The organism is Alphaproteobacteria bacterium, from assembly GCA_040905865.1.
GTDB lineage: Bacteria > Pseudomonadota > Alphaproteobacteria > UBA8366.
In genome coordinates this window covers 49,424-70,551 of the sequence record JBBDQU010000005.1, presented here as the reverse complement: position 1 = coordinate 70,551, position 21,128 = coordinate 49,424, and the positions used below count along the sequence as shown (strand labels likewise).

General features: G+C 64.6%; 19 protein-coding genes and 2 tRNA genes. 7 read left to right on the top strand and 14 right to left on the bottom strand.

Annotated features, from left to right (window positions below; translation table 11 throughout):
- Position 1 precedes the first annotated feature (1 nt).
- The 4 genes from kdsA to tpiA all read right to left on the bottom strand — a co-directional run bounded on the left by kdsA (position 2) and on the right by tpiA (position 3,788).
- On the bottom strand, positions 2 to 844 hold the full coding sequence (gene kdsA / locus WD767_01270) for a 3-deoxy-8-phosphooctulonate synthase (GenBank protein ID MEX2614701.1): 843 nt from the start codon (positions 842 to 844) through the stop codon (positions 2 to 4).
- Between the two features lie 12 nt (positions 845 to 856).
- On the bottom strand, positions 857 to 2,494 hold the full coding sequence (locus tag WD767_01265) for a CTP synthase (GenBank protein ID MEX2614700.1): 1,638 nt from the start codon (positions 2,492 to 2,494) through the stop codon (positions 857 to 859).
- 111 nt (positions 2,495 to 2,605) lie between these two features.
- Positions 2,606 to 2,923, bottom strand: a complete 318-nt coding sequence (gene secG / locus WD767_01260; protein MEX2614699.1) for a preprotein translocase subunit SecG — start codon at positions 2,921 to 2,923, stop codon at positions 2,606 to 2,608.
- 109 nt (positions 2,924 to 3,032) lie between these two features.
- Positions 3,033 to 3,788: a triose-phosphate isomerase gene (gene tpiA, locus WD767_01255; protein ID MEX2614698.1), complete on the bottom strand. Its 756-nt coding sequence runs from the start codon at positions 3,786 to 3,788 to the stop codon at positions 3,033 to 3,035.
- A 174-nt stretch (positions 3,789 to 3,962) separates the two neighbouring features.
- Here tpiA and WD767_01250 point away from each other — a divergent pair, with 174 nt between their 5' ends.
- The 3 genes from WD767_01250 (at position 3,963) to WD767_01240 (ending at position 8,538) form a co-directional block, all read left to right on the top strand.
- Positions 3,963 to 5,858: a peptidyl-prolyl cis-trans isomerase gene (locus WD767_01250; GenBank protein MEX2614697.1), complete on the top strand. Its 1,896-nt coding sequence runs from the start codon at positions 3,963 to 3,965 to the stop codon at positions 5,856 to 5,858.
- Positions 5,859 to 5,886: 28 nt separating this feature from the next.
- Positions 5,887 to 7,398, top strand: coding sequence for an anthranilate synthase component I (gene trpE, locus WD767_01245; GenBank protein ID MEX2614696.1), 1,512 nt, complete (start codon positions 5,887 to 5,889; stop codon positions 7,396 to 7,398).
- An 849-nt stretch (positions 7,399 to 8,247) separates the two neighbouring features.
- Positions 8,248 to 8,538 (top strand): hypothetical protein, encoded by a 291-nt coding sequence (locus WD767_01240; GenBank protein MEX2614695.1) that lies wholly within the window; start codon positions 8,248 to 8,250, stop codon positions 8,536 to 8,538.
- 55 nt (positions 8,539 to 8,593) lie between these two features.
- Here the strand turns inward: WD767_01240 and WD767_01235 are convergent, their stop codons facing one another.
- The 3 genes from WD767_01235 to WD767_01225 all read right to left on the bottom strand — a co-directional run bounded on the left by WD767_01235 (position 8,594) and on the right by WD767_01225 (position 12,442).
- Positions 8,594 to 9,715, bottom strand: coding sequence for a divergent polysaccharide deacetylase family protein (locus tag WD767_01235; GenBank protein MEX2614694.1), 1,122 nt, complete (start codon positions 9,713 to 9,715; stop codon positions 8,594 to 8,596).
- Between the two features lie 112 nt (positions 9,716 to 9,827).
- Entirely contained in the window at positions 9,828 to 10,217 is a 390-nt protein-coding gene (gene cueR / locus WD767_01230; GenBank protein MEX2614693.1) for a Cu(I)-responsive transcriptional regulator, read from the bottom strand.
- Complete coding sequence (locus WD767_01225; protein ID MEX2614692.1) at positions 10,214 to 12,442, bottom strand: heavy metal translocating P-type ATPase; 2,229 nt, start codon at positions 12,440 to 12,442, stop codon at positions 10,214 to 10,216. The genes cueR and WD767_01225 overlap by 4 nt, the downstream gene beginning before the upstream one ends.
- 162 nt (positions 12,443 to 12,604) lie before the next feature.
- Between WD767_01225 and WD767_01220 the strand changes: the two genes are divergently transcribed.
- Together WD767_01220 and WD767_01215 are read left to right on the top strand one after the other, a co-directional pair.
- Entirely contained in the window at positions 12,605 to 13,024 is a 420-nt protein-coding gene (locus tag WD767_01220; protein MEX2614691.1) for a PaaI family thioesterase, read from the top strand.
- A gap of 96 nt (positions 13,025 to 13,120) precedes the next feature.
- On the top strand, positions 13,121 to 14,032 hold the full coding sequence (locus tag WD767_01215; GenBank protein ID MEX2614690.1) for an ABC transporter substrate-binding protein: 912 nt from the start codon (positions 13,121 to 13,123) through the stop codon (positions 14,030 to 14,032).
- Positions 14,033 to 14,045: 13 nt separating this feature from the next.
- Here the strand turns inward: WD767_01215 and WD767_01210 are convergent.
- The 3 genes from WD767_01210 to WD767_01200 all read right to left on the bottom strand — a co-directional run bounded on the left by WD767_01210 (position 14,046) and on the right by WD767_01200 (position 14,610).
- Positions 14,046 to 14,122: transfer RNA gene (locus tag WD767_01210), tRNA-Arg, on the bottom strand.
- 22 nt (positions 14,123 to 14,144) lie between these two features.
- The gene (locus WD767_01205) at positions 14,145 to 14,450 is read right to left on the bottom strand and encodes an ETC complex I subunit (GenBank protein MEX2614689.1); all 306 of its coding nucleotides are present in this window, start codon (positions 14,448 to 14,450) and stop codon (positions 14,145 to 14,147) included.
- Positions 14,451 to 14,533: 83 nt separating this feature from the next.
- A tRNA-Pro gene (locus WD767_01200) sits at positions 14,534 to 14,610 on the bottom strand.
- Between the two features lie 226 nt (positions 14,611 to 14,836).
- Between WD767_01200 and WD767_01195 the strand changes: the two genes are divergently transcribed.
- Positions 14,837 to 16,378, top strand: a complete 1,542-nt coding sequence (locus WD767_01195; protein MEX2614688.1) for an alkaline phosphatase family protein — start codon at positions 14,837 to 14,839, stop codon at positions 16,376 to 16,378.
- Positions 16,379 to 16,385: 7 nt separating this feature from the next.
- On the opposite strand, the gene WD767_01190 is transcribed toward WD767_01195, so the two are convergent.
- From WD767_01190 to WD767_01180, 3 genes are all read right to left on the bottom strand, one after another.
- A complete protein-coding gene (locus WD767_01190; protein MEX2614687.1) occupies positions 16,386 to 17,819 on the bottom strand; it encodes an alpha/beta hydrolase in 1,434 nt (477 codons plus the stop codon).
- Positions 17,820 to 17,951: 132 nt separating this feature from the next.
- Complete coding sequence (locus WD767_01185; GenBank protein MEX2614686.1) at positions 17,952 to 18,404, bottom strand: YaiI/YqxD family protein; 453 nt, start codon at positions 18,402 to 18,404, stop codon at positions 17,952 to 17,954.
- Positions 18,405 to 18,423: 19 nt separating this feature from the next.
- Complete coding sequence (locus WD767_01180) at positions 18,424 to 19,044, bottom strand: DsbA family oxidoreductase (GenBank protein ID MEX2614685.1); 621 nt, start codon at positions 19,042 to 19,044, stop codon at positions 18,424 to 18,426.
- 164 nt (positions 19,045 to 19,208) lie between these two features.
- Between WD767_01180 and WD767_01175 the strand changes: the two genes are divergently transcribed.
- A complete protein-coding gene (locus WD767_01175) occupies positions 19,209 to 20,492 on the top strand; it encodes an MFS transporter (protein MEX2614684.1) in 1,284 nt (427 codons plus the stop codon).
- A gap of 4 nt (positions 20,493 to 20,496) precedes the next feature.
- Here the strand turns inward: WD767_01175 and WD767_01170 are convergent, their stop codons facing one another.
- Positions 20,497 to 21,075: a carboxymuconolactone decarboxylase family protein gene (locus WD767_01170; GenBank protein MEX2614683.1), complete on the bottom strand. Its 579-nt coding sequence runs from the start codon at positions 21,073 to 21,075 to the stop codon at positions 20,497 to 20,499.
- Positions 21,076 to 21,128 lie beyond the last annotated feature (53 nt).

The following is a 21,128-nucleotide window of genomic DNA, read 5'->3' as shown; positions in this document are numbered from 1 at the left end:
CTCAGTTGATTGCTATCGGGTTTGCCTTGGCCATCCGGTCAAACGCCATCAGCGTTTCCATCAAGGCCTCGAAATCGTCCAGTCGGACCATGTTCGGTCCGTCAGAGGGCGCCCGGTCCGGTTCCTCGTGCACTTCCATAAAGACCGCGGCGACGCCGATGGAGATCGCCGCGCGAGCCAGGACGGGCACAAACTCGCGCTGCCCGCCGGAAGTCGCGCCCTGCCCGCCCGGCTGTTGCACCGAATGGGTCGCATCGAAGATAACAGGAAACCCCGTCGCCGCCATGATCGGCAGGGAGCGCATGTCGCTGACCAGCGTATTGTAGCCAAAGCTGGCGCCGCGTTCGCACATCATGACGTTTTCATTGCCGGCGCTCGTGCATTTTTCGACGACATTCGCCATATCCCAGGGCGCCAGAAACTGGCCTTTCTTGATGTTGATCGCGCGTCCGGTTTCGGCCGCGGCAACCAGAAGGTCCGTCTGCCGGCACAGATAGGCCGGGATCTGCAGCACGTCCACCGCCTCCGCCACCGAGGCGCATTGATGCGGCTCATGGACATCGGTCACGACCGGGCACCCTATCGCATTCCGGATATCGGCGAAGATGCTCAGCGCCTTGTCGAGCCCGATGCCGCGCGCGCTCTTTGCCGAGGTCCGGTTCGCCTTGTCGAAGGAGGACTTGTAGATCAGCCCGAACCCGACGCGGTCGGCGATATCCTTCAGGGCCGCGGCCGTTTTCAGCGCGTGGTCGCGGCTTTCCATGGCGCAGGGACCGGCGAGAACCGTCAGGGGCAGGTCGTTGCCGATGGTCAGGGCGCCAACAGGCACGTGGCGTATCGTCATGGAATCTCCGATTTATACCAGGCGGGACTGATCGACCGCCGCCTTGATGAAACTGCGAAACAACGGGTGCGGATCGAACGGCTTCGATTTCAGTTCCGGATGGAACTGGACGCCGACAAACCACGGATGGTCCGGAATCTCCACAATTTCCGGCAGGACGCCATCCGGCGACATCCCGGAAAACTTCACGCCGCGCTGTTCCAGCCGGTCCTTGTAAGCGGTATTCACCTCATAGCGGTGGCGGTGACGTTCGCCGATTTCGCGCCGCCCGTCATATATTTCAGCAACCCGCGACCCTGGCGTCAGGACGCAAGGATAGGCGCCCAGCCGCATCGTCCCCCCCAGATTGCCGGAGGCGCTGCGCCGCTCGACCGTATTGCCGCGGCTCCACTCCGTGAGCAGCCCGACCACGGAATGTTCGCAGGGCCCGAATTCCGAGGAGCTGGCGTCCTCGATTCCCAGCAGGTTGCGGGCAGCCTCGATCACCGCCATCTGCATGCCGAAACAGATTCCGAAATAGGGCACATTGCGCTCGCGCGCAAAGCGCGCGGCCATGATCTTGCCTTCCGCACCGCGCGAGCCAAAACCGCCAGGCACCAGAATGCCGTTGCATTCCTCCAGGTAATAGGCGGCATCCTCGCTCTCGAATATCTCCGATTCGAGCCAGTTAAGCCGGACACGGACATTATTGGCGATCCCGCCATGGCCCAACGCTTCGCCAAGCGACTTATAGGCATCAAGCAGGTTGGTATATTTCCCGACCACCGCGATGGTCACCTCGCCTTCCGGTTCGCGGACCCGACGGACGACTTCCTGCCAGCGGCTCAGGTCAATGGTATCGGCGCCTTCCTCAAGCAGCCCGAAATGGTCCAGCACCTCGGTATCGAAGCCCTGTTCGTGATAGGCGATCGGCACCTGGTAGATCGTATCCACGTCCAGCGCCTGAATGACCCGCCGTTCCCCCACATTGCAAAACAGCCCGATCTTGCGCCGGGCATCCTCGGGGATTTCGCGGTCGCAGCGGCACAGCAGCATATCCGCCTGGATGCCGATATTCAGCAGTTCCTTCGCCGAATGCTGGGTAGGCTTGGTCTTCAGTTCGCCGGCGGAGGGAATGAAGGGCACAAGCGTCAGATGGATAAACAGCGTCCTGTTACGGCCCAACTCGTTACCCAACTGGCGAATCGCCTCCAGAAACGGCAGCCCTTCGATATCGCCGACCGTGCCGCCAATTTCGCAGAGCACGAAATCCTCGTCATCCAGATCGCTGACGACGAATTCCTTGATGGCGTCGGTCACATGGGGAATGACCTGGACCGTGCCGCCCAGGTAGTCGCCGCGCCGCTCCCGGGCGATGACATTCGAATAGATCCGGCCGGTGGTCACATTATCGCTGCGCCGCGCCGACACGCCGGTATAGCGCTCGTAATGGCCAAGATCGAGATCGGTTTCGGCCCCGTCGTCGGTGACATAGACTTCGCCGTGCTGATAGGGACTCATCGTACCCGGATCGACATTCAGGTACGGGTCCAGCTTGCGCAGCCGCACCCGATAACCGCGCGCCTGCAACAGCGCGCCCAGCGCCGCCGACGACAAGCCCTTACCCAGTGAGGAAACCACGCCGCCCGTAATAAAGATGAATCGCGTCATGGAGCGACAGTTTAATCCATTCCGTTACCGCGTCACAGAGATAAAGGCGGCAAAGTGAAATTCGGCCGCCGCCGGACAGCTTCCGGCGGCGCAAAGTCTTGTATTACGCCATTAGCGTGAAATCGGGACTTCGCCCTCTCTGGTTTCCGGCACCGCCGGCGCCGTGGTAGCCGGCGGTTGATCCAGTATCGATTCGGGCGCCGACTTGTGGCTGGCCAGGATTGCCAGCGACAGACTGGTCAACATGAACAGTCCCGCCAGCACGGCCGTCGCTCGCGTCAGCAGGTTCGCCGTCCCGCGAACGCTCATCATCCCGCCGCCACCGCCGCCGCCGATGCCCAGGCCACCACCTTCACTGCGTTGCAGCAGGACCGTAATAACCAGCGCGATCGCCAGCATGAGATGAATGACCAGAAGAATGGTTTCCATCGTTCAACCTTTCGCCCCTACAGGCGCTACTCCAATAAACCGCGTTACGCGTTCGCGGCTGTATTTAGTCGCTCAAGGCTTAAATGGCCAGTGCAAATCAGTCCCACCGTCAGGCGCAACTGGCCGCTATTGCCAAAAAATCATCCGGTTTGAGACTGGCGCCGCCGACCAGCGCCCCGTCGACATCGGCCAGGGCCATCAATGTTGTGGCGTTTTCGGGCTTCACGGAGCCGCCATATAACAGCCGCACCGCGCCGGCGAAGGCCGCGCCGTGCGTCGCCTGGAGATGCTGTCGCATGTGGCCGTGAATCGCCTGCACCTCATCCGGCGTCGGCGTCCGCCCCGTGCCGATCGCCCAGACCGGTTCATAGGCGATGACCGTGTTCGCCGCGTCGGCCTGCGCCGGCAGGGATCCGCTCAATTGGCCCGCGACGACCGCATCCGCCTGGCCCGCGTCGCGCTGCGCCTCTGTTTCACCGACGCAGACCACCGCCACCAGACCGGCGCGATGCGCCGCCTCGGCCTTGGCCCGGACAACCGCATCCGTTTCACCGTGATCCGTCCGGCGCTCGGAATGACCGACGATAACGTAGCGGCAGCCGCGATCCGCCAGCATTTCCGCGCTGATATCGCCGGTATGCGCGCCGTTGACCGCGTCGTGGCAGTCCTGTCCGCCCAGCGCAACGCCGGAATTCCCCAGGGCATCCGCCACATCGGCCAGATGCAGCGCCGGCGGACAGACCAGCAAGTCGCACGATATGCGGCCCGCGCCAGCGGCGATGCCACGGGCGAGCGCGGCGGTGTCCGCCTTCAGGCCGTTCATTTTCCAGTTGCCGGCGATCAGGGCCTTACGGTTTTGGTCCATAGTCAAAAATTTCCCTTTGTTGACATCCGGATTCGACATCTACCACGGCGCCCGCCGCCGGGCCATACGGGGCAAGAAACAATCGAATAGCGGTTGCGAGGCGGACAGGCGCCTTCTAATATGCCGCGCGACGCCGGATGGCGTGTATTTTCAAAGGTTTCAAGGGAAACGTGTATGCTCGAAGCCCTGCGGCAAGGCGTTCGATCCTGGTACTTCAAGGGACTTCTCGTCATTCTGATCTCCAGCTTTGCGATTTGGGGTATCGGCGACATATTCCGGGGCGGCCCGAGCGGTGGCGCGGTCATATCGGTCGGCGACCGGGAAATCGGCCCGTCGGAACTCTACAATTCGTTCCGCCTGCGGCTGAGCCAGATTTCCCGCCGGCTCGGCAACGACATTTCCATCGAACAGGCGCAGCAGTTAGGACTGGTCGAGCAGACCGTCGAGGCGCTGACGACCGAGGCGCTTTACGAAGTCGAAGCCGACGACCTGGGTATCGTCATCAGCGACGCGGCGCTGAGCCGCCAGATCAGGGAGCAGGCGGCGTTCCAGGACAGTCGGGGACAGTTCGACCGAGCCCGGTTCGAGCAGGTCATTACCGCGAACGGCATGACCGAATCCGGGTTTGTCACCCAATTGCGCAAGGAATTCATCCGCGACCAGGTCCTGCGCAGCCTCGCCGGCAGCCTGCCGGAGTCCCGGCAACTGTCGCAGACGCTGTTCAACTGGCGCCAGGAACGGCGCGTCGCGGAATATGTCGTTCTGAAGAAAGACACCATCGCCGAAATCGCCACGCCGGACGATACCGTCCTGCGCAGCTATTATACGGACAACCCCGCGCGGTTTACCGCGCCGACCTATCGCAATGTAACCTTTGTGCATCTGACGACGGCTGATGCGAAAGCCGACGTCACCATCCCGGACGACGAACTGCGGCAGGCCTATGAGAACCGGATCGACATCTACACGCAGCCGGACCGCCGGACCGTGCAGCAGATCATCCTGCCCGACGAGGCTGCGGCGAAGGATGCCCTGGCCAAGCTTGCCGAAGGCCGCGAATTCGTGGCGGTGGCCAAGGAAGTCGCGCAGCAGGATCCGGACACGACCAATCTGGGCGATGTCACCGCGAACGACCTTCCTGAAAGTATGAGTGAAGCCATTTTCGCCCTCGGCGAGGGGGAAACCAGCGCCCCGATCGAAGGCCCCTTCGGCTGGTACGTGATCCGCGTCACCGATGTCAAACCGGCATCCATCAGGCCCCTGCCGGAAGTCGCCGATGAACTGCGGCAGGAGTTGTCGGCTGACAAGGCGGTCGATGTCCTGTTCAGCCTGTCCAATGCGCTGGAGGATGCGCTCGGCAGCGGCGCCACCCTGGAGGAAGCCGCAGCGACCATCGGCGTGCCCTCCGTCACCGTCGACGCCATCGATGCCAATGGACGCGGTGTGGACGGCAACCCCGTCCCCGCAGCGCCGCAGGGTTCCGACCTGGCGACCCACGCATTCGAAACACCGATCGGCGAGGAAAGCCCGCTCATCGAAACCGGCGGCGGCGGATACCTGGTCGTACGCGTCAACAGCGAACAACCCTCGGCCGTGCGGCCGTTCGAGACAGTCCGTGACGAGGTCATCGCCGGCTGGAAGGCCGAGCAGCGCAATCTGGCGGCGGAAAAGCGGGCGGAAACCGTGACAGCCCGGCTGAACGAAGGCGCGACGCTGACCCAGATCGCAGAGGAATTCAACCTCGACGCGCCGGTCACCAGCGCGGCTTTCACCCGCGACGGGGCCGATGCGGGCGCCGATATTTCCCGCGCCCTGGCGTCGGACCTGTTCGCCCTCAAGCCCGGCGGCGCCGCCTTCGGAAACTCCCCGGATGGCCATACCGTCGCCGTGCTCCGGGAAATCAGGCCCGCCGACGCGGTGGCGGAAAAGGCGGCCTACGACGCCTTCAAGGAACGCATCGCCACCGACCTGGCCAGCGACATCATCGTGCAATACGCCAATGCGCTGCGGCAGCGCTACCCGGTCGAGATCGACCGGCGCGCCGTCGACAACCTGTTCCTGCAGAACTAGTGCCCGGCAGGCGAAACGGATCGTCCCGATGAAAACCGAACCCGATTTTTCGGCCTTCGCGGAAAAATACGAGTCCGGCGCGCCGCAGGTCATGTGGACCGAGTTCGTGGCCGACCTCGAAACCCCGGTATCCGCCATGCTGAAGCTGGCGGAAGGACGGCCGAACAGCTTCCTGCTGGAATCGGTCTCCGGCGGGTCGATCCGCGGCCGCTATTCCTTCATCGGGCTGAAGCCGGACCTGATCTGGCGCTGCACCGGCGAGACGGCCGAAATCAACCGCAATGCAAGGCGCGACCCCGACCGATTCACGCCCTTCCCCGGCCCGGTGCTGGACACGCTGCGCACCGTGATCGACGAATCCGCCATCGACCTGCCGGAAGGCCTGCCGCCGATGGCCGCCGGACTGTTCGGCTATATGAGCTACGACATGGTCCGGCTGATGGAAAAGCTGCCGGACAACAATCCGGACGTGATGGGCCTGCCGGACGGCATCTTCCTGCGGCCCACCATCATCGCCGTCTTCGACACCATCGCCGATGTCATGACCATCGTCACCCCGGTGCGCCCGCAGCCCGGCCTCGACGCCCGCGCCGCCTATGTCCAGGCCGAGGAACGCCTGTACGACGTGCTGGCGGACCTGGAGCGGCCGCACCCCCGTCGCGGCGGCGGCGCGCCGATCAAACATGCGGCGCCGGTGCCCGTCTCCAATATGGCCCGCGCGGATTACCACCGCATGGTCGAACGCGGCCGCGACTATATCCATGCGGGCGACGTGTTCCAGGTCGTGCTCAGCCAGCGCTTCGAGGTCCCGTTCACCCTGCCGCCCTTTACCCTGTACCGGTCGCTGCGGCGGCTGAACCCCTCGCCCTTCCTGTTCTTCCTCGACTTCGGCAATTTCTCCATCGTCGGCTCCAGCCCGGAAATTCTCGTCCGGCTGCGCGACGACACGGTCACCATCCGCCCCATCGCCGGCACCCGCAAGCGCGGCCGCAACGCGGCGGAGGACCGGGCGCTGGCCGAGGATCTGCTGAGCGATCCCAAGGAACTGGCCGAACACCTGATGCTGCTGGATCTCGGCCGCAACGATGTCGGCCGGGTCTCGAAGATCGGCACGGTCAAGGTAACCGAACAGTTCGCCATCGAGCACTATTCCCACGTCATGCACATCGCCAGCCATGTGGACGGCGAGATTTCGCCGGAATACGACGCGCTGAAGGCATTGGCCGCGGGCTTCCCGGCGGGGACGGTTTCCGGCGCGCCCAAGGTCCGCGCCATGGAGATCATCGACGAACTGGAGCCGGAACGGCGCGGCATCTATTCCGGCTGCATCGGCTATTTCGGCGCCGGCGGCGACATGGACACCTGCATCACCCTGCGCACCGCCATCGTCAAGGACGGCACGATGTATATCCAGGCCGGCGGCGGCATTGTCGCCGACAGCGACCCGGAAATGGAATGCCAGGAATGCGAGAACAAGGCCCGCGCCATGATCCGCGCCGCGGAGGAAGCCGTCCGCGCCGCGACCGAAGGCAACAGCTGACCCGCAAACCCGCCTCAATGATGGCGCCCGGCAAAAAAAACGCCATCCGATTGGCTTTCATGGCCATCGCCCGGCGCACCGCACCGTAATTTTTGCAGGCGATATACATCGATTAACATTCCTTAACATGCCGCGCTATGCATCCTCGCCGGATGCGGCCCGAACGATGGCGTCGCTCGCGCCGCCGCACCTGGTTTTTCCTCCTGTTACCGGTTCGAATTCGTTAGCGGCGATTGGCTTTCATGGCCATTGCCCCGGCGCTTCGCCGTAGCGCGCCGGAATTTATTGCGGGTGATATACATCGATTAACATTCCTTAACATGCCGCGCCGTGCATCCTCGCCGGATGCGGGCCCGAACGATGCGCAATGATTGGCAATTGTTAACATCGTGCGGCGCCGCACGTTCTGCCGCCCCACAGGAAAACAGGTCGGCGTAAAGCGTTCTGGCGATTTTCCGGCACATCACCGCGCAGTGCAAAAAAGGAATTAAAGCATATTACACGCTAAAAGTCAAGGAACCGGGCCGCGGCGCCACCCAAAGACCCCCGTGTTTATCGCCACAGCCTCTTGAACTGACAGCGACTATCAATAAGTTGAAAGACAAACTGCGGCAGCTTTTCTCGCCGCGAACACGCGGTTTTCGCGAACCGCCCGGATCGGCCTGCGACTACGGCGCCGCGCGTCGGCAGCGTAAAGTTTCAGGCCAGCCGGGTTCCGCCACGCGGTTGACGACGCGGAACCGTAGCGTGGCAACCGCGTTTGCGTGTTGCGGGCAGAGCGCGCGCCAGAAGCATAGAGGCCGGTTTGCATCCGGCGGACATGCCGGTAACCCCGACAGTGGAGGAGTAATGATGCAGGATCGGACATTTGAACAGGAAAAGGAAAAGTTCGTATATCAGAAGGTCGAATCCCTGAACCGTCTGGAACGGTCAATCGCCGAGCAACCGCTGCCGTCACCCGACACTGACGGATCGGTCGAACGGCTGGAACGGGCCTGGTCCGACGCGATGACCGCCGTCGAGCGGTTACGCAACGCAGATGAGACAAACCTGGCGAGCGCCGTGGAAAATGCCGATCAGGCCATGAGCATCGCCTACGAGCGACTTGAAGCCGCGACCCAGGCTGAAGAATCCGCCTGAACGCCCTGCGGGTTGCGGGCAAGGGCGCCAGCCCCCTTGGCCGTATTCGGGGCGGCTATCCTTCGCCCCGGCGGCTACGTACAATGGCGGTCAGCGGCACAAGCTGAAAGCCCGCCGCCTTTGCCTGGGGAATCCATTTGCGCAACGCATCGACGGTTACGTCATGCGGATGACCGATGGCGATGGCGCTACCGTTCCGACGGGCGATGCGCTCCGTTTCCTTCAGCCGGGCGATAACCGACTCGGCCGACTGGTCATGGTCCAGGAAGACATCGCGCGCCGCGTAGGCCATGCCGTATGCGCGAGCCAGCGGCGCGCCGACCGAACTGGTGCTGGTCAGCGAATCCAGAAACAACAGCCCGCGTACACGCAGGATCTGCAGCACGGTTTCCATGCCATCCGGCCATTCGGTGAAGCGGCTGCCCATATGGTTGTTGATACCGACATAGCCGTCGAACCGGCCCAGCGCCCAGTTCACGCGCTCGCGTATTTCCGCCTGGGACAGGCTGGTCAGCAAGGCCTTCGGCCCGGGATCGACGCCCCGGTCGGTGGGCTCCATGTTCACATGGACAATCAGTTCGTGACCGGCCTGCCGGCCCGATTTCGCCAGTATCCGCAGGTTGTAGCCGTAGGGAATAAAGGCCAGGGTCAGGGGCGCCGGCAAAGCAATGGCCCGTTTCGTGCGCGCCTGGTCGATACCCAGATCGTCGATCACGATGGCGATCATCGGCCGTCCCTCCGTCGCCGGCGACGCCACCGCATTGGCCAGCCATGTCGCGGTTCCGGGCGTATCGAGGCGGGTGACCGGCTCAGGCGGGTCGGCCGGCGCCACCGCGACGGGCGGTTCCACGGGCCTTTTTGCCGGCAGTTCGGGTTCGGCAGTCACCATATCCGGCGGCGCGGCGGCGGTATCCGGCGGCTGTAACGATTGCGGTTCCGGTTGCTGTTCGCGGGTGCCAGGGACGGGCTGTCGGGGCTCCGCCACCCGGACCGGCGGGCGATAGGCGCGAACCGGCACCTCCAGCGCCGGACGGACCCGGTCTATCGCGACATCCGCGCCCGGCGCATCATCCCGCGCGACCCACCCGCCCAGTACCGCACCGACCACGACACCGGCGGCGAACACCGCCGCGACGCCGTAGAACAGCCGCGCATGCCGCCGGAAACGCGTTCCCATCGGGGAATGATGCGCCGGCGGTCGGGAGCGGCTTTTCGGGTGTCGTTGCATGCCCGCCATCATCGGCGGAATGCCTGTACGAAATCAAACAATTCCGTACGCTACTCAGGAGTCACCCGCCGGCAAGGCTGTCCAGGATGGGACAATCGGGCCGGTCGTCCCCGTGGCAACGGTCGCTGAGGTCCTGCAGGGTCTGGCGCATCGACCGCAGTTCCGCGATCTTGCAGTCGATTTCGTCGATATGGGAGGTCACCAGCGCCTTGACCTCGGCGCTGGCCCGCGCCCGGTTGCCCCACAGGTCGAGCAGCATGGCCACGTCGCGGACGGAAAATCCCAGGCTGCGGGAGCGCTGGATGAAGCGCAAACGGGCGATATCGTCGCCGCCATAGGTGCGGTAGCCCGAACCGGTCCGTTGCGCCGGGGGTATCAGGTTGACGCTTTCGTAGTAGCGGATCGTCTTGGCGGGCACGCCGGACGCCTTTGCCGCCTCGCCGATATTCATGCTTTCGTCCTTTCCGCCGCGGTCGCGGCAACCGGTTTCCAGCGCGTCAGCAGCAGCGCGTTCGACACCACGCTGACGCTGCTGAACGCCATCGCCGCTCCGGCAAAGACCGGGCTCAGCAGGCCAACGGCCGCCAGCGGGATACCGATGGTGTTGTAGATGAAGGCCCAGAACAGGTTCTGGCGGATCTTCCGCGCGGTCGCCCGGCTGATCGCGATCGCATCGGCGACCAGGCGCGGGTCGCCCCGCATCAGGGTGACCGCCGCGACCTCCATCGCCACATCGCTGCCGCCGCCCATCGCGATGCCCACATCCGCCGCCGCCAGCGCGGGCGCGTCGTTCACCCCGTCACCGACCATGGCGACCACAAGCCCCTGCCCCTGCAGTTCCGCAATGAAAGCGGCCTTGTCTTCCGGCAGGACCTCGGCCTCGAACCGGTCGAGATGCAGTCCCGCCGCAATCGCCGCGACCGTGCGCCGGTTGTCGCCGCTCAGCATGACCGTTCTGATACCGCGTGACGACAGCACCGACACGGCTTCGGCGGCGCCCGGCCGCAGGGCATCCTGCACCGCGATGACGCCGTCGATCCCGGCGCCCTGCCGCGCAACCCACATGACGGTCTTGCCGGCGTTTTCCAGCGCCGCCACACGGGCTTCCAGTGCCGCGGTATCGACGCCTGCCTCCGCCATCAGCGCCCGGTTGCCGATCAGCAGCGTCTCCCCGCCCAGGGTCGCCCGAAGCCCCTTGCCGCCGATACGGCTGAACGAATCCAGTATCGGCAGCGACAGGCCGGCGTCTTTCGCCGCGCGCAGCACAGCCTGCGCCAGCGGATGCTCGCTGCCCTGCTGGGCGGCGGCGGCGCGTCGCAGCAACCCGTCTGCTTCGCCGTCGGCGGCGACGATATCGGTCACCGAGGGCGTACCCATGGTCAGGGTTCCGGTCTTGTCGAAGACCACCGCCGTGACCGAACCGGCGCGTTCCAGCGCGACCGCGTCCCTGATCAGGATTCCGGCCCGCGCGGCGGCGCCGGTGCCGGCCATGATCGCCGTCGGCGTGGCCAGCCCCAGCGCGCAGGGACAGGCGATCACCAGCACGGCGACGGCGGTAATGATGGCGATTTCGGCCCCGGCCCCGGCAAATCCCCAACCGATCCCCGTCGCCAGCGCCACGGCGACCACCGCCTGCACGAAGACATGCGCGACCCGGTCGACCAGCCGCTGCACCGGCGGCTTCGCCGCCTGCGCGCCCTCGACCATCGCGATGATCCGCTCCAGCAGCGAGTCCCGGCCGACGCGGGTGGCGCGCAGCCGCAGCACGCCATCGCCATTGACGCTGCCGCCGGTCACCGGGTCGCCGGGCCGCTTGTCGACCGGCATGCTTTCGCCGGTCAGCAGCGATTCATCCGCCGCGCTTTCGCCTTTCAGCACCGTGCCGTCGACCGGGATACGCTCGCCCGGCCGCACGATGACGATATCGCCCGCCACGACCTGCGCCGCCGGAATCGGCTTCGCTTCGCCGTTGCGTTCCACCAGCGCGGTGTCCGGCCGCAGCCGCATCAGTTCGCGGATCGCCCGCGAGGTGCCCTGCCGCGCCCGCTTTTCCAGCCACTGGCCGAACAGCACCAGGGTAATGATCGCCGCCGAGGCCTCGAAATAGAGATGGGCGCCTTCGCCGATGGTGAACAGGTTGTAGACGCTGAGGCCGAAGGCGGCGCTGGTGCCCAGGGCGACCAGCACGTCCATGGTGCCGACGCCGCTGCGCAGCGCTTTCGCCGCGCCGGTATAGAACCGCCAGCCGATGGGGAGTTGCACGATAGCGGCCAGGACAAGCTGGACCGTGCCCGGCAGCATCGCATGATATCCGAAAGGGGCGGCGACCATCGGCGCCACCAGCGGCAGGGTCAGCAGTGCGGCGGCAAGCACCGTCAGCCCGTCGCGCCGGTCGCGCGCGGCGACCGCGTCCACATCCTCGATATTCGAATCGGCGACGGCGTGGTAGCCCGCCTTCTCGACCGCCGCGAGAAGATCCGCCATCGCCGCGTTTCCGCCGACATCGGCCAGCCCCGTCGCCAGATTGACCGACACCCTGTTTACCCGGGGCACGCCCGCCAGCGCCTTTTCCACATTGCCGACGCAGCCGGCGCAGCTCATCCCCTCGACGCGGAACCGCACCGTTTCCGCATCCGTCGGCGCCAGCGCGTCGCGCATGCCCGTTTCGCCATCCATTCCATTGTTCCTTTCACCGCCGGAATCGCCGGCCGCCCTTCGAAACATATGGACCTTCCATAAACTGGAAGGTCAAGGCCTATAAATGCATTTGCAAATCCGCCTGCCAGTCCGGACAATCCGCGCAGGATTTACGTCACAGCAGTATCGGGGGAAACGGACATGCCGGATGAAGGCTTTCGCAAATGGCTCGGCGTCGAATATGAGGTCATGGAGGACGGGCACGCCGTCGTCGGCATGGATATCAAGGCGGAAATGCGCAATTTGCGCGGCGTGGTGCAGGGCGGCGTCATCGCCTCGCTGATCGACGTGGCGATGGCCACGGCGGCGGCCGGCGGCAATTACGACACGCGGCTGCGGCCGATGGCCACTTTGGAACTGAAGGTGAATTACCTGGCCCCCGCGACCGGCAAGCGGCTGACCGGGACCGCCGATGTGGTCCGCGCGGGATCGCGCTCCGCCGCCGTGCGCTGCGACGTGCATACGGATAGCGGCGACATCGTCGCCACCGGGCTCGGCACCTTCATGACACGGCGGGTCCACAAGACCGATCCCGATGGAATGGCGCCGCCGAAGGGGTAGACAACTCCAGGTTCCAATCAGACCTGATGTGCTATAGCCATCGGCGGCGCACGATGGCAACCTGACGACAGCAACCGGAACATCAGGGACACCGCCATGTCGATCACCGTCTACGAATCCTTCCGCGCCGTCTTCTACACCCCCTTCTACCTGCCCCATGCGCTGGGCGCCTATGAAGCCGAGGGCGTCGATGTGCGGCTCGGCACCAGCCCGGATCTCGATCAGGTCGCGACCCATCTGGGCGCCGGCCAGGCGGATGTTTACTGGGGCGGGCCGATGCGCATCCTGATGAACCGTGACCGCGATGCGAATCTGGATCTTGTCGGGTTCTGCGAAGCGGTGACCCGCGACCCGTTCTTCCTGGTCGGCAACCGCCCGAACCCGGATTTCACCATGAGGGGCCTGACCGGCGTCACTGTCGCCACGGTTTCGGAGGTACCGACGCCCTGGATGTGCCTGCAGGACGACCTGCGCCGCGCGGGCATCGACCCCGCCGGCATTTCCCGAATCGCCGACGGCACGATGGCGGAGAATGCGGCGGCGCTGCGGGCCGGCTCGATCGACGTGGCGCAGATATTCCAGCCCGCCGTCGAGGAACTCGTCAGCAGCGGCGCCGGGCATATCTGGTATGCGGCGGCGAACCGGGGCCCCTGCACCTATACGACGCTCTACACGGTGCGCCGGACGCTGGACGAGAAAGCCGACGAACTGCACCGCATGACCCGCGCCATGTATCGCGCGCAGAAATGGCTGCATGCCCATTCCGGCGCGGAGATCGGGGCGGCATTGGCCGGTTTCTTTCCCGATTGCCCGCCGGAAATTCTCAACGCCGCCATCGACCGTTACAAGTCGCTGGGAATCTGGGGCCGCAATCCGATTCTGCCGCGCGAGGGCTTCGAGCGGCTCAGCACGGCATTGCTGTCCGGCGGGCTGATCGCCGAGCCGATCCCCTACGATGCCTGCATCGACATGCGCTTCGCCGAAGCGGCGGTCGCCGAAGTCAGGTAACCGTCGGAAGAAGTGGCGATCCCGGCAGGACTCGAACCTGCAACCGTCGGATTAGAAATCCGATGCTCTATCCGGTTGAGCTACGGGATCCCGGATGATCCGTGCGTAACGCCTAGTGCGTCCAGGGCTGGGTCCGGTTCACGGAAAAATTGTCCGCATAGGCCTTCGGCCGGATGCGGCGTTCCTTCGGTTTCTGCACCGTATAGGTCCAGCCATTGCGTTCGGCATGGGCAATGGCCTCTTCCTTCGTATCGAAGTTCAGCCGCACCTGGCGGCGCGTGTCGGTCGACCTTGCCCAGCCCATCAGCGGATCCGGATCCGCGCGCGACGTGGGTTCGAACTCGATGACCCAGCCGCCGGTCTTGGCGCGGCCGGACTGCATGGCGTTCTTCGACGGCGCAAAAATACGAACTTCCATTGGCGTCACTTTCCTTCGCTTCGTTCCCCGAACGTCCACCCGCTTGCGGGTTCCCGGAAGGCTCCTTCCGGAACCGTGAAACATGGTCGGGGCGGCTGGATTCGAACCAACGACATCCTGCTCCCAAAGCAGGCACTCTACCAGGCTGAGCTACGCCCCGGGCGGCGAGAAACTAGGGTATTCCGGTGCCGCTGGCAACAAAACGATAATGCGCCTGCCTCGGGGTCCTGTCCGGTCGATTAACAGCACTTTCACTGTCGAACAGCGGCGGACCGTGCCTATACTCCCGCTGCCGTTAGATCAGATCTAGCACCTTCACAGGATTGAACAGAACCCGTTGTGGTTCTGTTCAATCCTGATGTGCTCTAACAAAGGGGGAAGCCAACATGCCGGATATCAAGAATGTATTGCTTATCGTCGTCGACCAGTGGCGCGGCGATACGATGGGTGTGCTTGGCCATCCCTGCATCCGGACGCCGAACCTGGACATGCTGTGCCGTGACGGCGTTACCTTCCGCAACAGTTATACCCAGGGTGTGCCCTGCGGACCGGCCAGGGCGTCGCTGCTGACCGGGCAATATGTCATGAACCACCGGCTGGTCCAGAACGGCGTGCCCCTGGATGCGCGGCATTACAATCTGGCGGACGCCCTGCGCGAAGCGGGCTACGACCCGGCGCTGGTCGGATATACCTCGACGGCCCCGGACCCGCGAACGACCTCGCCGAACGACCCGCGGTTTTCGGATCTCGGCCACATGATGCCGGGCTGGAGCGTGGTGGCGTCGCTGGAACCGCGCCGGCGGCCCTATTTCGACTGGCTGCGCCAGCGGGGCGTCGACGTACCGGCAAATCCCAACGACATCTGGCTGCCCGCCGAACCGGGCGATGCGGGCCCCGGCGCCACCATGGCGCCGTCGCGGGTCGACGCCGCGCATTCGGATACGACATGGACGACCGAACACGGACTGGCCTACCTGAAAGGGGCCGAGGGCAAGCCCTGGTTCCTGCATCTCGGCTACTGGCGACCGCACCCGCCCTTCATCGCGCCGCACCCCTACAACGCGCGCTACGATCCGGCCGAAGTGCCGCCGCCGGTCCGCGCCGCCAGCCCGGAGGCGGAAGCGGCGCAGCATCCGCTGCTGGACCATCAGCTCGGCAAGGTCGGGCAGGACAAGTTCTTCCGCGACGGCGCGGGACTGGGCTGCGACATGGACGACGCCGCCGTGCGCCGCATGCGCGCCGCCTATTACGGATTGATCGAGGAGGTCGACGAACATATTGGCCGCGTCATCGCCTGGCTGAAGGAAAGCGGCCAGTACGACAATACCCTGATCGTCTTCACGAGCGATCACGGCGAACAGCTGGGCGACCACTACCTGCTGGGCAAGCAGGGCTATTTCGATGAATCCTTCCACGTCCCCCTGGTCATCCGCGACCCGCGCGCGGCGGCGGACGGCGCACGCGGCGATATCGTCGAGGCCTTCACGGAATCCATCGATGTCATGCCGACGATCCTCGACTGGCTGGGCCGGGACAGGCCGCGAAGCTGCGAGGGCGCCTCGCTGCTACCGTTCCTGGCCGGGAAAACCCCCGCCGGCTGGCGCACGGAGGCGCATTACGAATACGATTTCCGGCCCAATTACGACGTGGCGGACAGCGCCCCGCCCTTCGGCCTGTCCGTCGACCAGTGCGGCATGTCGATCATCCGCGACGCGGACTACAAATACGTCCATTTCGATGCGCTGCCGCCGCTGTTCTTCGACCTGAAGGACGATCCGAACCAGTTCCGCAACCTTGCCGAAGACCCGGCCTATACCGGCCGCGTACTGGAATATGCCCAGAAGATGCTGTCCTGGCGGCTGCACCACGCGGAACGGACGCTGACAGGTTATTCATCCTCGCCGAAGGGTTTGTTGAAAACCGCCTGAGGGTGCTTTACGGCGCGCGCCGCAGCGTGAAGACGCTATCCGCCGGGTTGCGCGGGATGACGACCCGGATGAAATGCGTCGAATTGCGTTTCAGCCAGCGGTTGCTGTCATCCTCGCCATGGATGACCACATGCTGCCGCGCCCCCCACCTGATATCGTCGAAATACCGCACATTCGGTCCAGGCGGCTGCGCGGAAATGCTGAGGCAGAGCAGCCTTGCCGAGTCCTGGCCGCCGTAGAAATTGCGCATCAGGTCGTTCCTGTCGATGAAGAAGCAGCGCCGCGCCGGCAGGCTGGCGTTCACATGCACATGCTCCAGGACTTCCGAATGGAAATAAACCGCGTCCGACACGTCCTCGTCGTTTTCGGTGGCGAAGAACTCAAGGAAATAATCGTCAACCGGCCGGCCGCTGTCGTCAACGACGTCGACGACGATCTGGAAATACTGGTGGAAATGGTCCGGGTCGTCGTCGCGACCGAAGCGCGCCACACGCGCATCCGCATCGTCGGCGAGACTTGCCGTATCCTCATTCAGCGCCCTCCAGGTTTCCGCCAGCGCCTGGTATTCCGCATAGGTCTCGCAGTTGAGCGCGTTCAGGATCAGGCTGTCCAGCGTGTAGTGCGGCCGCGGCGCATTATACGGCACATCCGGGTCTTCCGGGTCGATGACCGAGGCATGGGTCCGGTCCGGCAGGATCGCGAAGGGAAAGGCATATCCGTCATTGTATTCATGCCGCGTCCGCCATTCCGAAACGCGGGGCCTGCGGGATTCATGGGAAAAATCGATGGTCCGGCCCCGTATGTTGAGGTTGGCGGCGGCCACCCGCACCGTGCCGTCGCCGCCGTTTTCATTGACGATCGCCCGTAACTTGCCGGGATAGGGATGCGTTCCGGTGATCACGAAAGGCCAGACCTTGTCGCTGCCATAGGGCGATGGCGACGGGCCGGCGCCTTCCGGCACGAACAGGTCGCGCCGCGCCAGGTCGTACTGATAGAGAGAGGCAAGCTCCAGCGCATGCAGCATGCTCTCGCCGGTTTCGAACCAGTTGCCCCAGCCTTTCGTCACCCGGCCGATGAAGCTGCGCCCCATCCTGGCCAGCACCGAACCGAAATTCGCCGGCGCCAGCATCAGCAGGCGCCGCGCCGGGCACTTTCCCGCGGCGTAATACGCCGAAACCCACTGGCGGGCGACAAGGCCGCCCGTGCTGTGTACGATCATGTCGAACGGCGCCGCCAGCCTGCCGTCTGCCAGATAATCGGTAATGACATCCTGCATCCGCCGGCCGACATCCTCCACCCGGACCTCGTCCTCCATCGAAAGGTAGTCGCCGAGCCAGATCGGCACGGCCTCAAATCCGTTCTGGTGCAGATATCGCGCGAGGGGTTCAAAGGACGAACTTGTGTCGCTCCAGCCATGTACGATGACGACCTGACGTGGCATTCCATGTCCCCCCGATAGCTGCCCCCTCATTCCGTACGCCAGGCACCGCCCGACATGACGAACACGGAATCCACCCTACCACCGTCACGAGAAAATTAAACCCGGAAGGACGAGCCGGAATCGGGATATCCGTTATCCGGCATCCCGCAGGGCGGCCTGCACCGTGGTTTCCAGCGCCTGCAGGAAGTCGGACCGGTCGCGTTTGGAAAACCCGCGGCCGCCGCCATGGATTTCGCCCCTGTCGCGCAGATCCGACATGAGGTTCCGCACGGCGAGCGCATTGCCGATATTGTCCGGCGTGAAGGGCTTGCCGTCATGATTCAGCACCCGCGCGCCGGCCTTCACGCAGCGGTCGGCCAGGGGGATATCGGCGGTAATGGCGATATCGCCCGGGCCCACATGTTCCGCGATCCAGTCATCGGCGACATCCAGCCCGTCCGCGACCACGACCTGCCGGACCAGCGGGCTGCGCGACGGCCGCATACCGCTGTTCGATACCAGATGAACGGTCAGCCCGTGCCGTTCGGCAACCCGGACCACCTCATCCTTGACCGGGCAGGCATCGCCATCGACATAAATCGCCATTCGCTCCCCGGTCCGCGGGTCAGCCCCGCGGTTCGGCCCCGACTTCGGTCAGCAGATGGGCTATAGCCTCATAGGGCTGCGCCCCAACCACGCCATGGCCGCCGGCCACGAAGGTCGGCACGCCGGTCACGCCATACCGGTGCGATTTCGCCCAGTCGGCGTCCACCGCATCCTTGAAGCTGCGGCTTTCCAGCACTTCGCGCGCCGCATCCACCGACAGGCCGACGGATTTGACGATATCGAGCAGCACATCGACATCCCCAATATTCCGTTTGTCGACAAAGTATCCGCGATACAGGGCATCGTGGAGCTTTTCGCCGCCGGGCTGGTTATCGGCCCATTTGCCGAGTTCCTGCGCCAGCCGGCTGTTATAGGTATGCGAACGCTCGCCATAGGGCAGGCCCTCGGCGTCCATCAATCCCTTCATCCGGTTATAGCTGGCCTTCAGGTCCATGCCCCGGCCGGCGAACAGGTCTTCCAGCGACTTTCCTTCGCCCGGCGTATCCGGGTGCAGCGGGAAATGCACCAGCCTGACCGCGATGTTGAAATTTTCCTTCAGCTTTTCAATACGAACCGTACTGAGATAGCACCAGGGTCAGACGTAGTCGGTAAAGACTTCCAGCGTAACGGGCTCTGCCATCGGGCGGCTCCTTTGTTGGGAAAATGGCCGTATCCGGCCTTTGCGCGACAATGCCACGGGACAGGCAACGCGACAACCCGCCGCCGTATAACAATCCCGTGCTATCGCTTGCCTGCGCGGCGCGCCGCGGCATAGTCTGCGGGCGGATTTCCGGAGTAATCTGCATGTCGTTCGGTCGTTTTCGCGAGCCGCTGGCGCTTTGGATCGGCCGGCGCTTCTTTTTCGGCTGGGCGATGCTCGGCGTCGCCGCGCTGGGCATCTTCGTCAGCGGCGCCGGGCAGTCGCATACCTTCAGCGTCTTCATCGGTCCCATCGGCCGGGACCTCGGCCTGTCGGAAACCGCCATTGCCTCGGCCTACGGGTTCGCGACGCTGGGCGCGGCCTTCTGCCTGCCGCTGATGGGACGGCAGGTCGACCGGCACGGCGCGCGCAAGGTGCTGCTGCTGGTGACGCTGGCGCTCGGCCTCGCCTGTTTCGCCTTCGGCGCGGCGGGCGGCATGGTCTGGCTGGCGCTCGGTTTCGCCGCGCTGCGTTTCCTCGGCCAGGGCTCGCTGATGATGATCTGCACCAACCTGGTCTCGCAGTGGTTCGCGCGCAACCGCGGCTTCGCCATCAGCCTGATGACCCTGGGGTTTTCGGTCTCGATGGCGGCTCATCCGGCGCTGTCGCAATGGCTGATAGACCTGGTCGGCTGGCGGCAGGCCTGGATATGGCTTGGGGTCACGACCTGGGTGCTGCTGCTGACGCCGGTGCTGTTCCTGGTGCTGGACAGGCCGTCCAATATCGGCCTGCTGCCCGATGGTGCGGTCGAACCCGCCGACAAGGCCACCGCTGTCACCCTGGCCGCGCGGGCGGCGCGGCAGGATGCGTCCCTCACCCTGCAACAGGCGCTGCGCGGTCCTGCCTTCTACATCGTCGCCGGTGGTTTATGCCTGCTGTCGATGATGGTGACGGCGCTGCATTTCTTCCAGGTGTCGATATTCGCGACTCACGACCTGGACGCGACGATTGCCTCGCGCGTCTTCGCCGTTTCCGCCATCACCATGGTCGCCACCATGCCGCTGATCGGGCGCATGCTGGACCGCTTTCCGACCCACTACATGTTCGCCGCCGGGCTGATCATCGTGGCCTGCGCCCTGACCGGCGCGACGCTGGTCGACGGGCTGCTGACGGCGATCCTCTACGCCGTCGTGTTCGGCCTTGGCAACGCCTTCACGATTACCCTGTACGGCTATATGTGGCCGCGCTATTTCGGGCTGAAACACCTGGGCAGCATCATGGGTGTGGGACAAATGATCGGCGTGATCGGCGCCTCCGTCGGTCCGCTGCCGCTGGGCGTCGCCAATGACTGGCTGGGCGGTTACGATCCGATGCTGCTGGGCATGGCGACGGTTCCCGCAGGATGGGCCGTGATAGCGCTTTTCCTGCGGCCTCCGAAAGCGGCATAACCCGTTATTGCCTGTCCGGGTAGGGCCGCGCCATGCCGGGGCGGACGGGAATCCGGAAGGCGTTCAGGGTCATCGACGCCATGACATACAGCCCGGCGACGCCGATCAGTTCCACCAGCTTCGCCTCGCCCAATACGTCCAGCGCCGCCTTGTAGGTCGCGTCGTCGACCTCGTGCTCGGTCGTCAGGCGATGGACGAAATTATAAACCGCTTCCTCGTCCTGCCTGGCAAAAACCGGCGTCTTGCGGTGGCGGATCGCCTCGACGATTTCGCTGTCGATGCCGACCTTCACCGCGACCGGCGCATGCGAGCCGAAGACGATTTCCGCCGACCAGATGCGCCCCACCGTGATCGCCGTCAGTTCGATCAGCCGCGGCTCCAGCAGCCCTTGGACGCGCAGATACTGTTCCAGCACGCCCAGCTTTTCCGCATAGGCCGGCGCGTGCTGCCAGGCGTGATACGGGCCGGTCAGCGGCGTGCCTTCCGGCAGGTCCCGGAAATTCGGCCGCGCGGCGATGGATTCGTAATAGGCCCGCTGTTCGGGCGACATATCCTTCGGGTGAAACGGCTCAAGTCTCGACATTGTCGGGTTCTCCCTGCATTTCCGTAGATCAGATCATGGTTGAATGGAACCTG

What these genes read in the sequence shown, in the direction of transcription:
- kdsA (MEX2614701.1), bottom strand. Translation starts at nt 844, where the DNA reads ATGACGATACGCCACGTGCCTGTTGGCGCCCTGACCATCGGCAACGAC.
- WD767_01265 (MEX2614700.1), bottom strand. Translation starts at nt 2,494, where the DNA reads ATGACGCGATTCATCTTTATTACGGGCGGCGTGGTTTCCTCACTGGGT.
- secG (MEX2614699.1), bottom strand. Translation starts at nt 2,923, where the DNA reads ATGGAAACCATTCTTCTGGTCATTCATCTCATGCTGGCGATCGCGCTG.
- tpiA (MEX2614698.1), bottom strand. Translation starts at nt 3,788, where the DNA reads ATGGACCAAAACCGTAAGGCCCTGATCGCCGGCAACTGGAAAATGAAC.
- WD767_01250 (MEX2614697.1), top strand. Translation starts at nt 3,963, where the DNA reads ATGCTCGAAGCCCTGCGGCAAGGCGTTCGATCCTGGTACTTCAAGGGA.
- trpE (MEX2614696.1), top strand. Translation starts at nt 5,887, where the DNA reads ATGAAAACCGAACCCGATTTTTCGGCCTTCGCGGAAAAATACGAGTCC.
- WD767_01240 (MEX2614695.1), top strand. Translation starts at nt 8,248, where the DNA reads ATGATGCAGGATCGGACATTTGAACAGGAAAAGGAAAAGTTCGTATAT.
- WD767_01235 (MEX2614694.1), bottom strand. Translation starts at nt 9,715, where the DNA reads ATGGGAACGCGTTTCCGGCGGCATGCGCGGCTGTTCTACGGCGTCGCG.
- cueR (MEX2614693.1), bottom strand. Translation starts at nt 10,217, where the DNA reads ATGAATATCGGCGAGGCGGCAAAGGCGTCCGGCGTGCCCGCCAAGACG.
- WD767_01225 (MEX2614692.1), bottom strand. Translation starts at nt 12,442, where the DNA reads ATGGATGGCGAAACGGGCATGCGCGACGCGCTGGCGCCGACGGATGCG.
- WD767_01220 (MEX2614691.1), top strand. Translation starts at nt 12,605, where the DNA reads ATGCCGGATGAAGGCTTTCGCAAATGGCTCGGCGTCGAATATGAGGTC.
- WD767_01215 (MEX2614690.1), top strand. Translation starts at nt 13,121, where the DNA reads ATGTCGATCACCGTCTACGAATCCTTCCGCGCCGTCTTCTACACCCCC.
- WD767_01205 (MEX2614689.1), bottom strand. Translation starts at nt 14,450, where the DNA reads ATGGAAGTTCGTATTTTTGCGCCGTCGAAGAACGCCATGCAGTCCGGC.
- WD767_01195 (MEX2614688.1), top strand. Translation starts at nt 14,837, where the DNA reads ATGCCGGATATCAAGAATGTATTGCTTATCGTCGTCGACCAGTGGCGC.
- WD767_01190 (MEX2614687.1), bottom strand. Translation starts at nt 17,819, where the DNA reads ATGCCACGTCAGGTCGTCATCGTACATGGCTGGAGCGACACAAGTTCG.
- WD767_01185 (MEX2614686.1), bottom strand. Translation starts at nt 18,404, where the DNA reads ATGGCGATTTATGTCGATGGCGATGCCTGCCCGGTCAAGGATGAGGTG.
- WD767_01175 (MEX2614684.1), top strand. Translation starts at nt 19,209, where the DNA reads ATGTCGTTCGGTCGTTTTCGCGAGCCGCTGGCGCTTTGGATCGGCCGG.
- WD767_01170 (MEX2614683.1), bottom strand. Translation starts at nt 21,075, where the DNA reads ATGTCGAGACTTGAGCCGTTTCACCCGAAGGATATGTCGCCCGAACAG.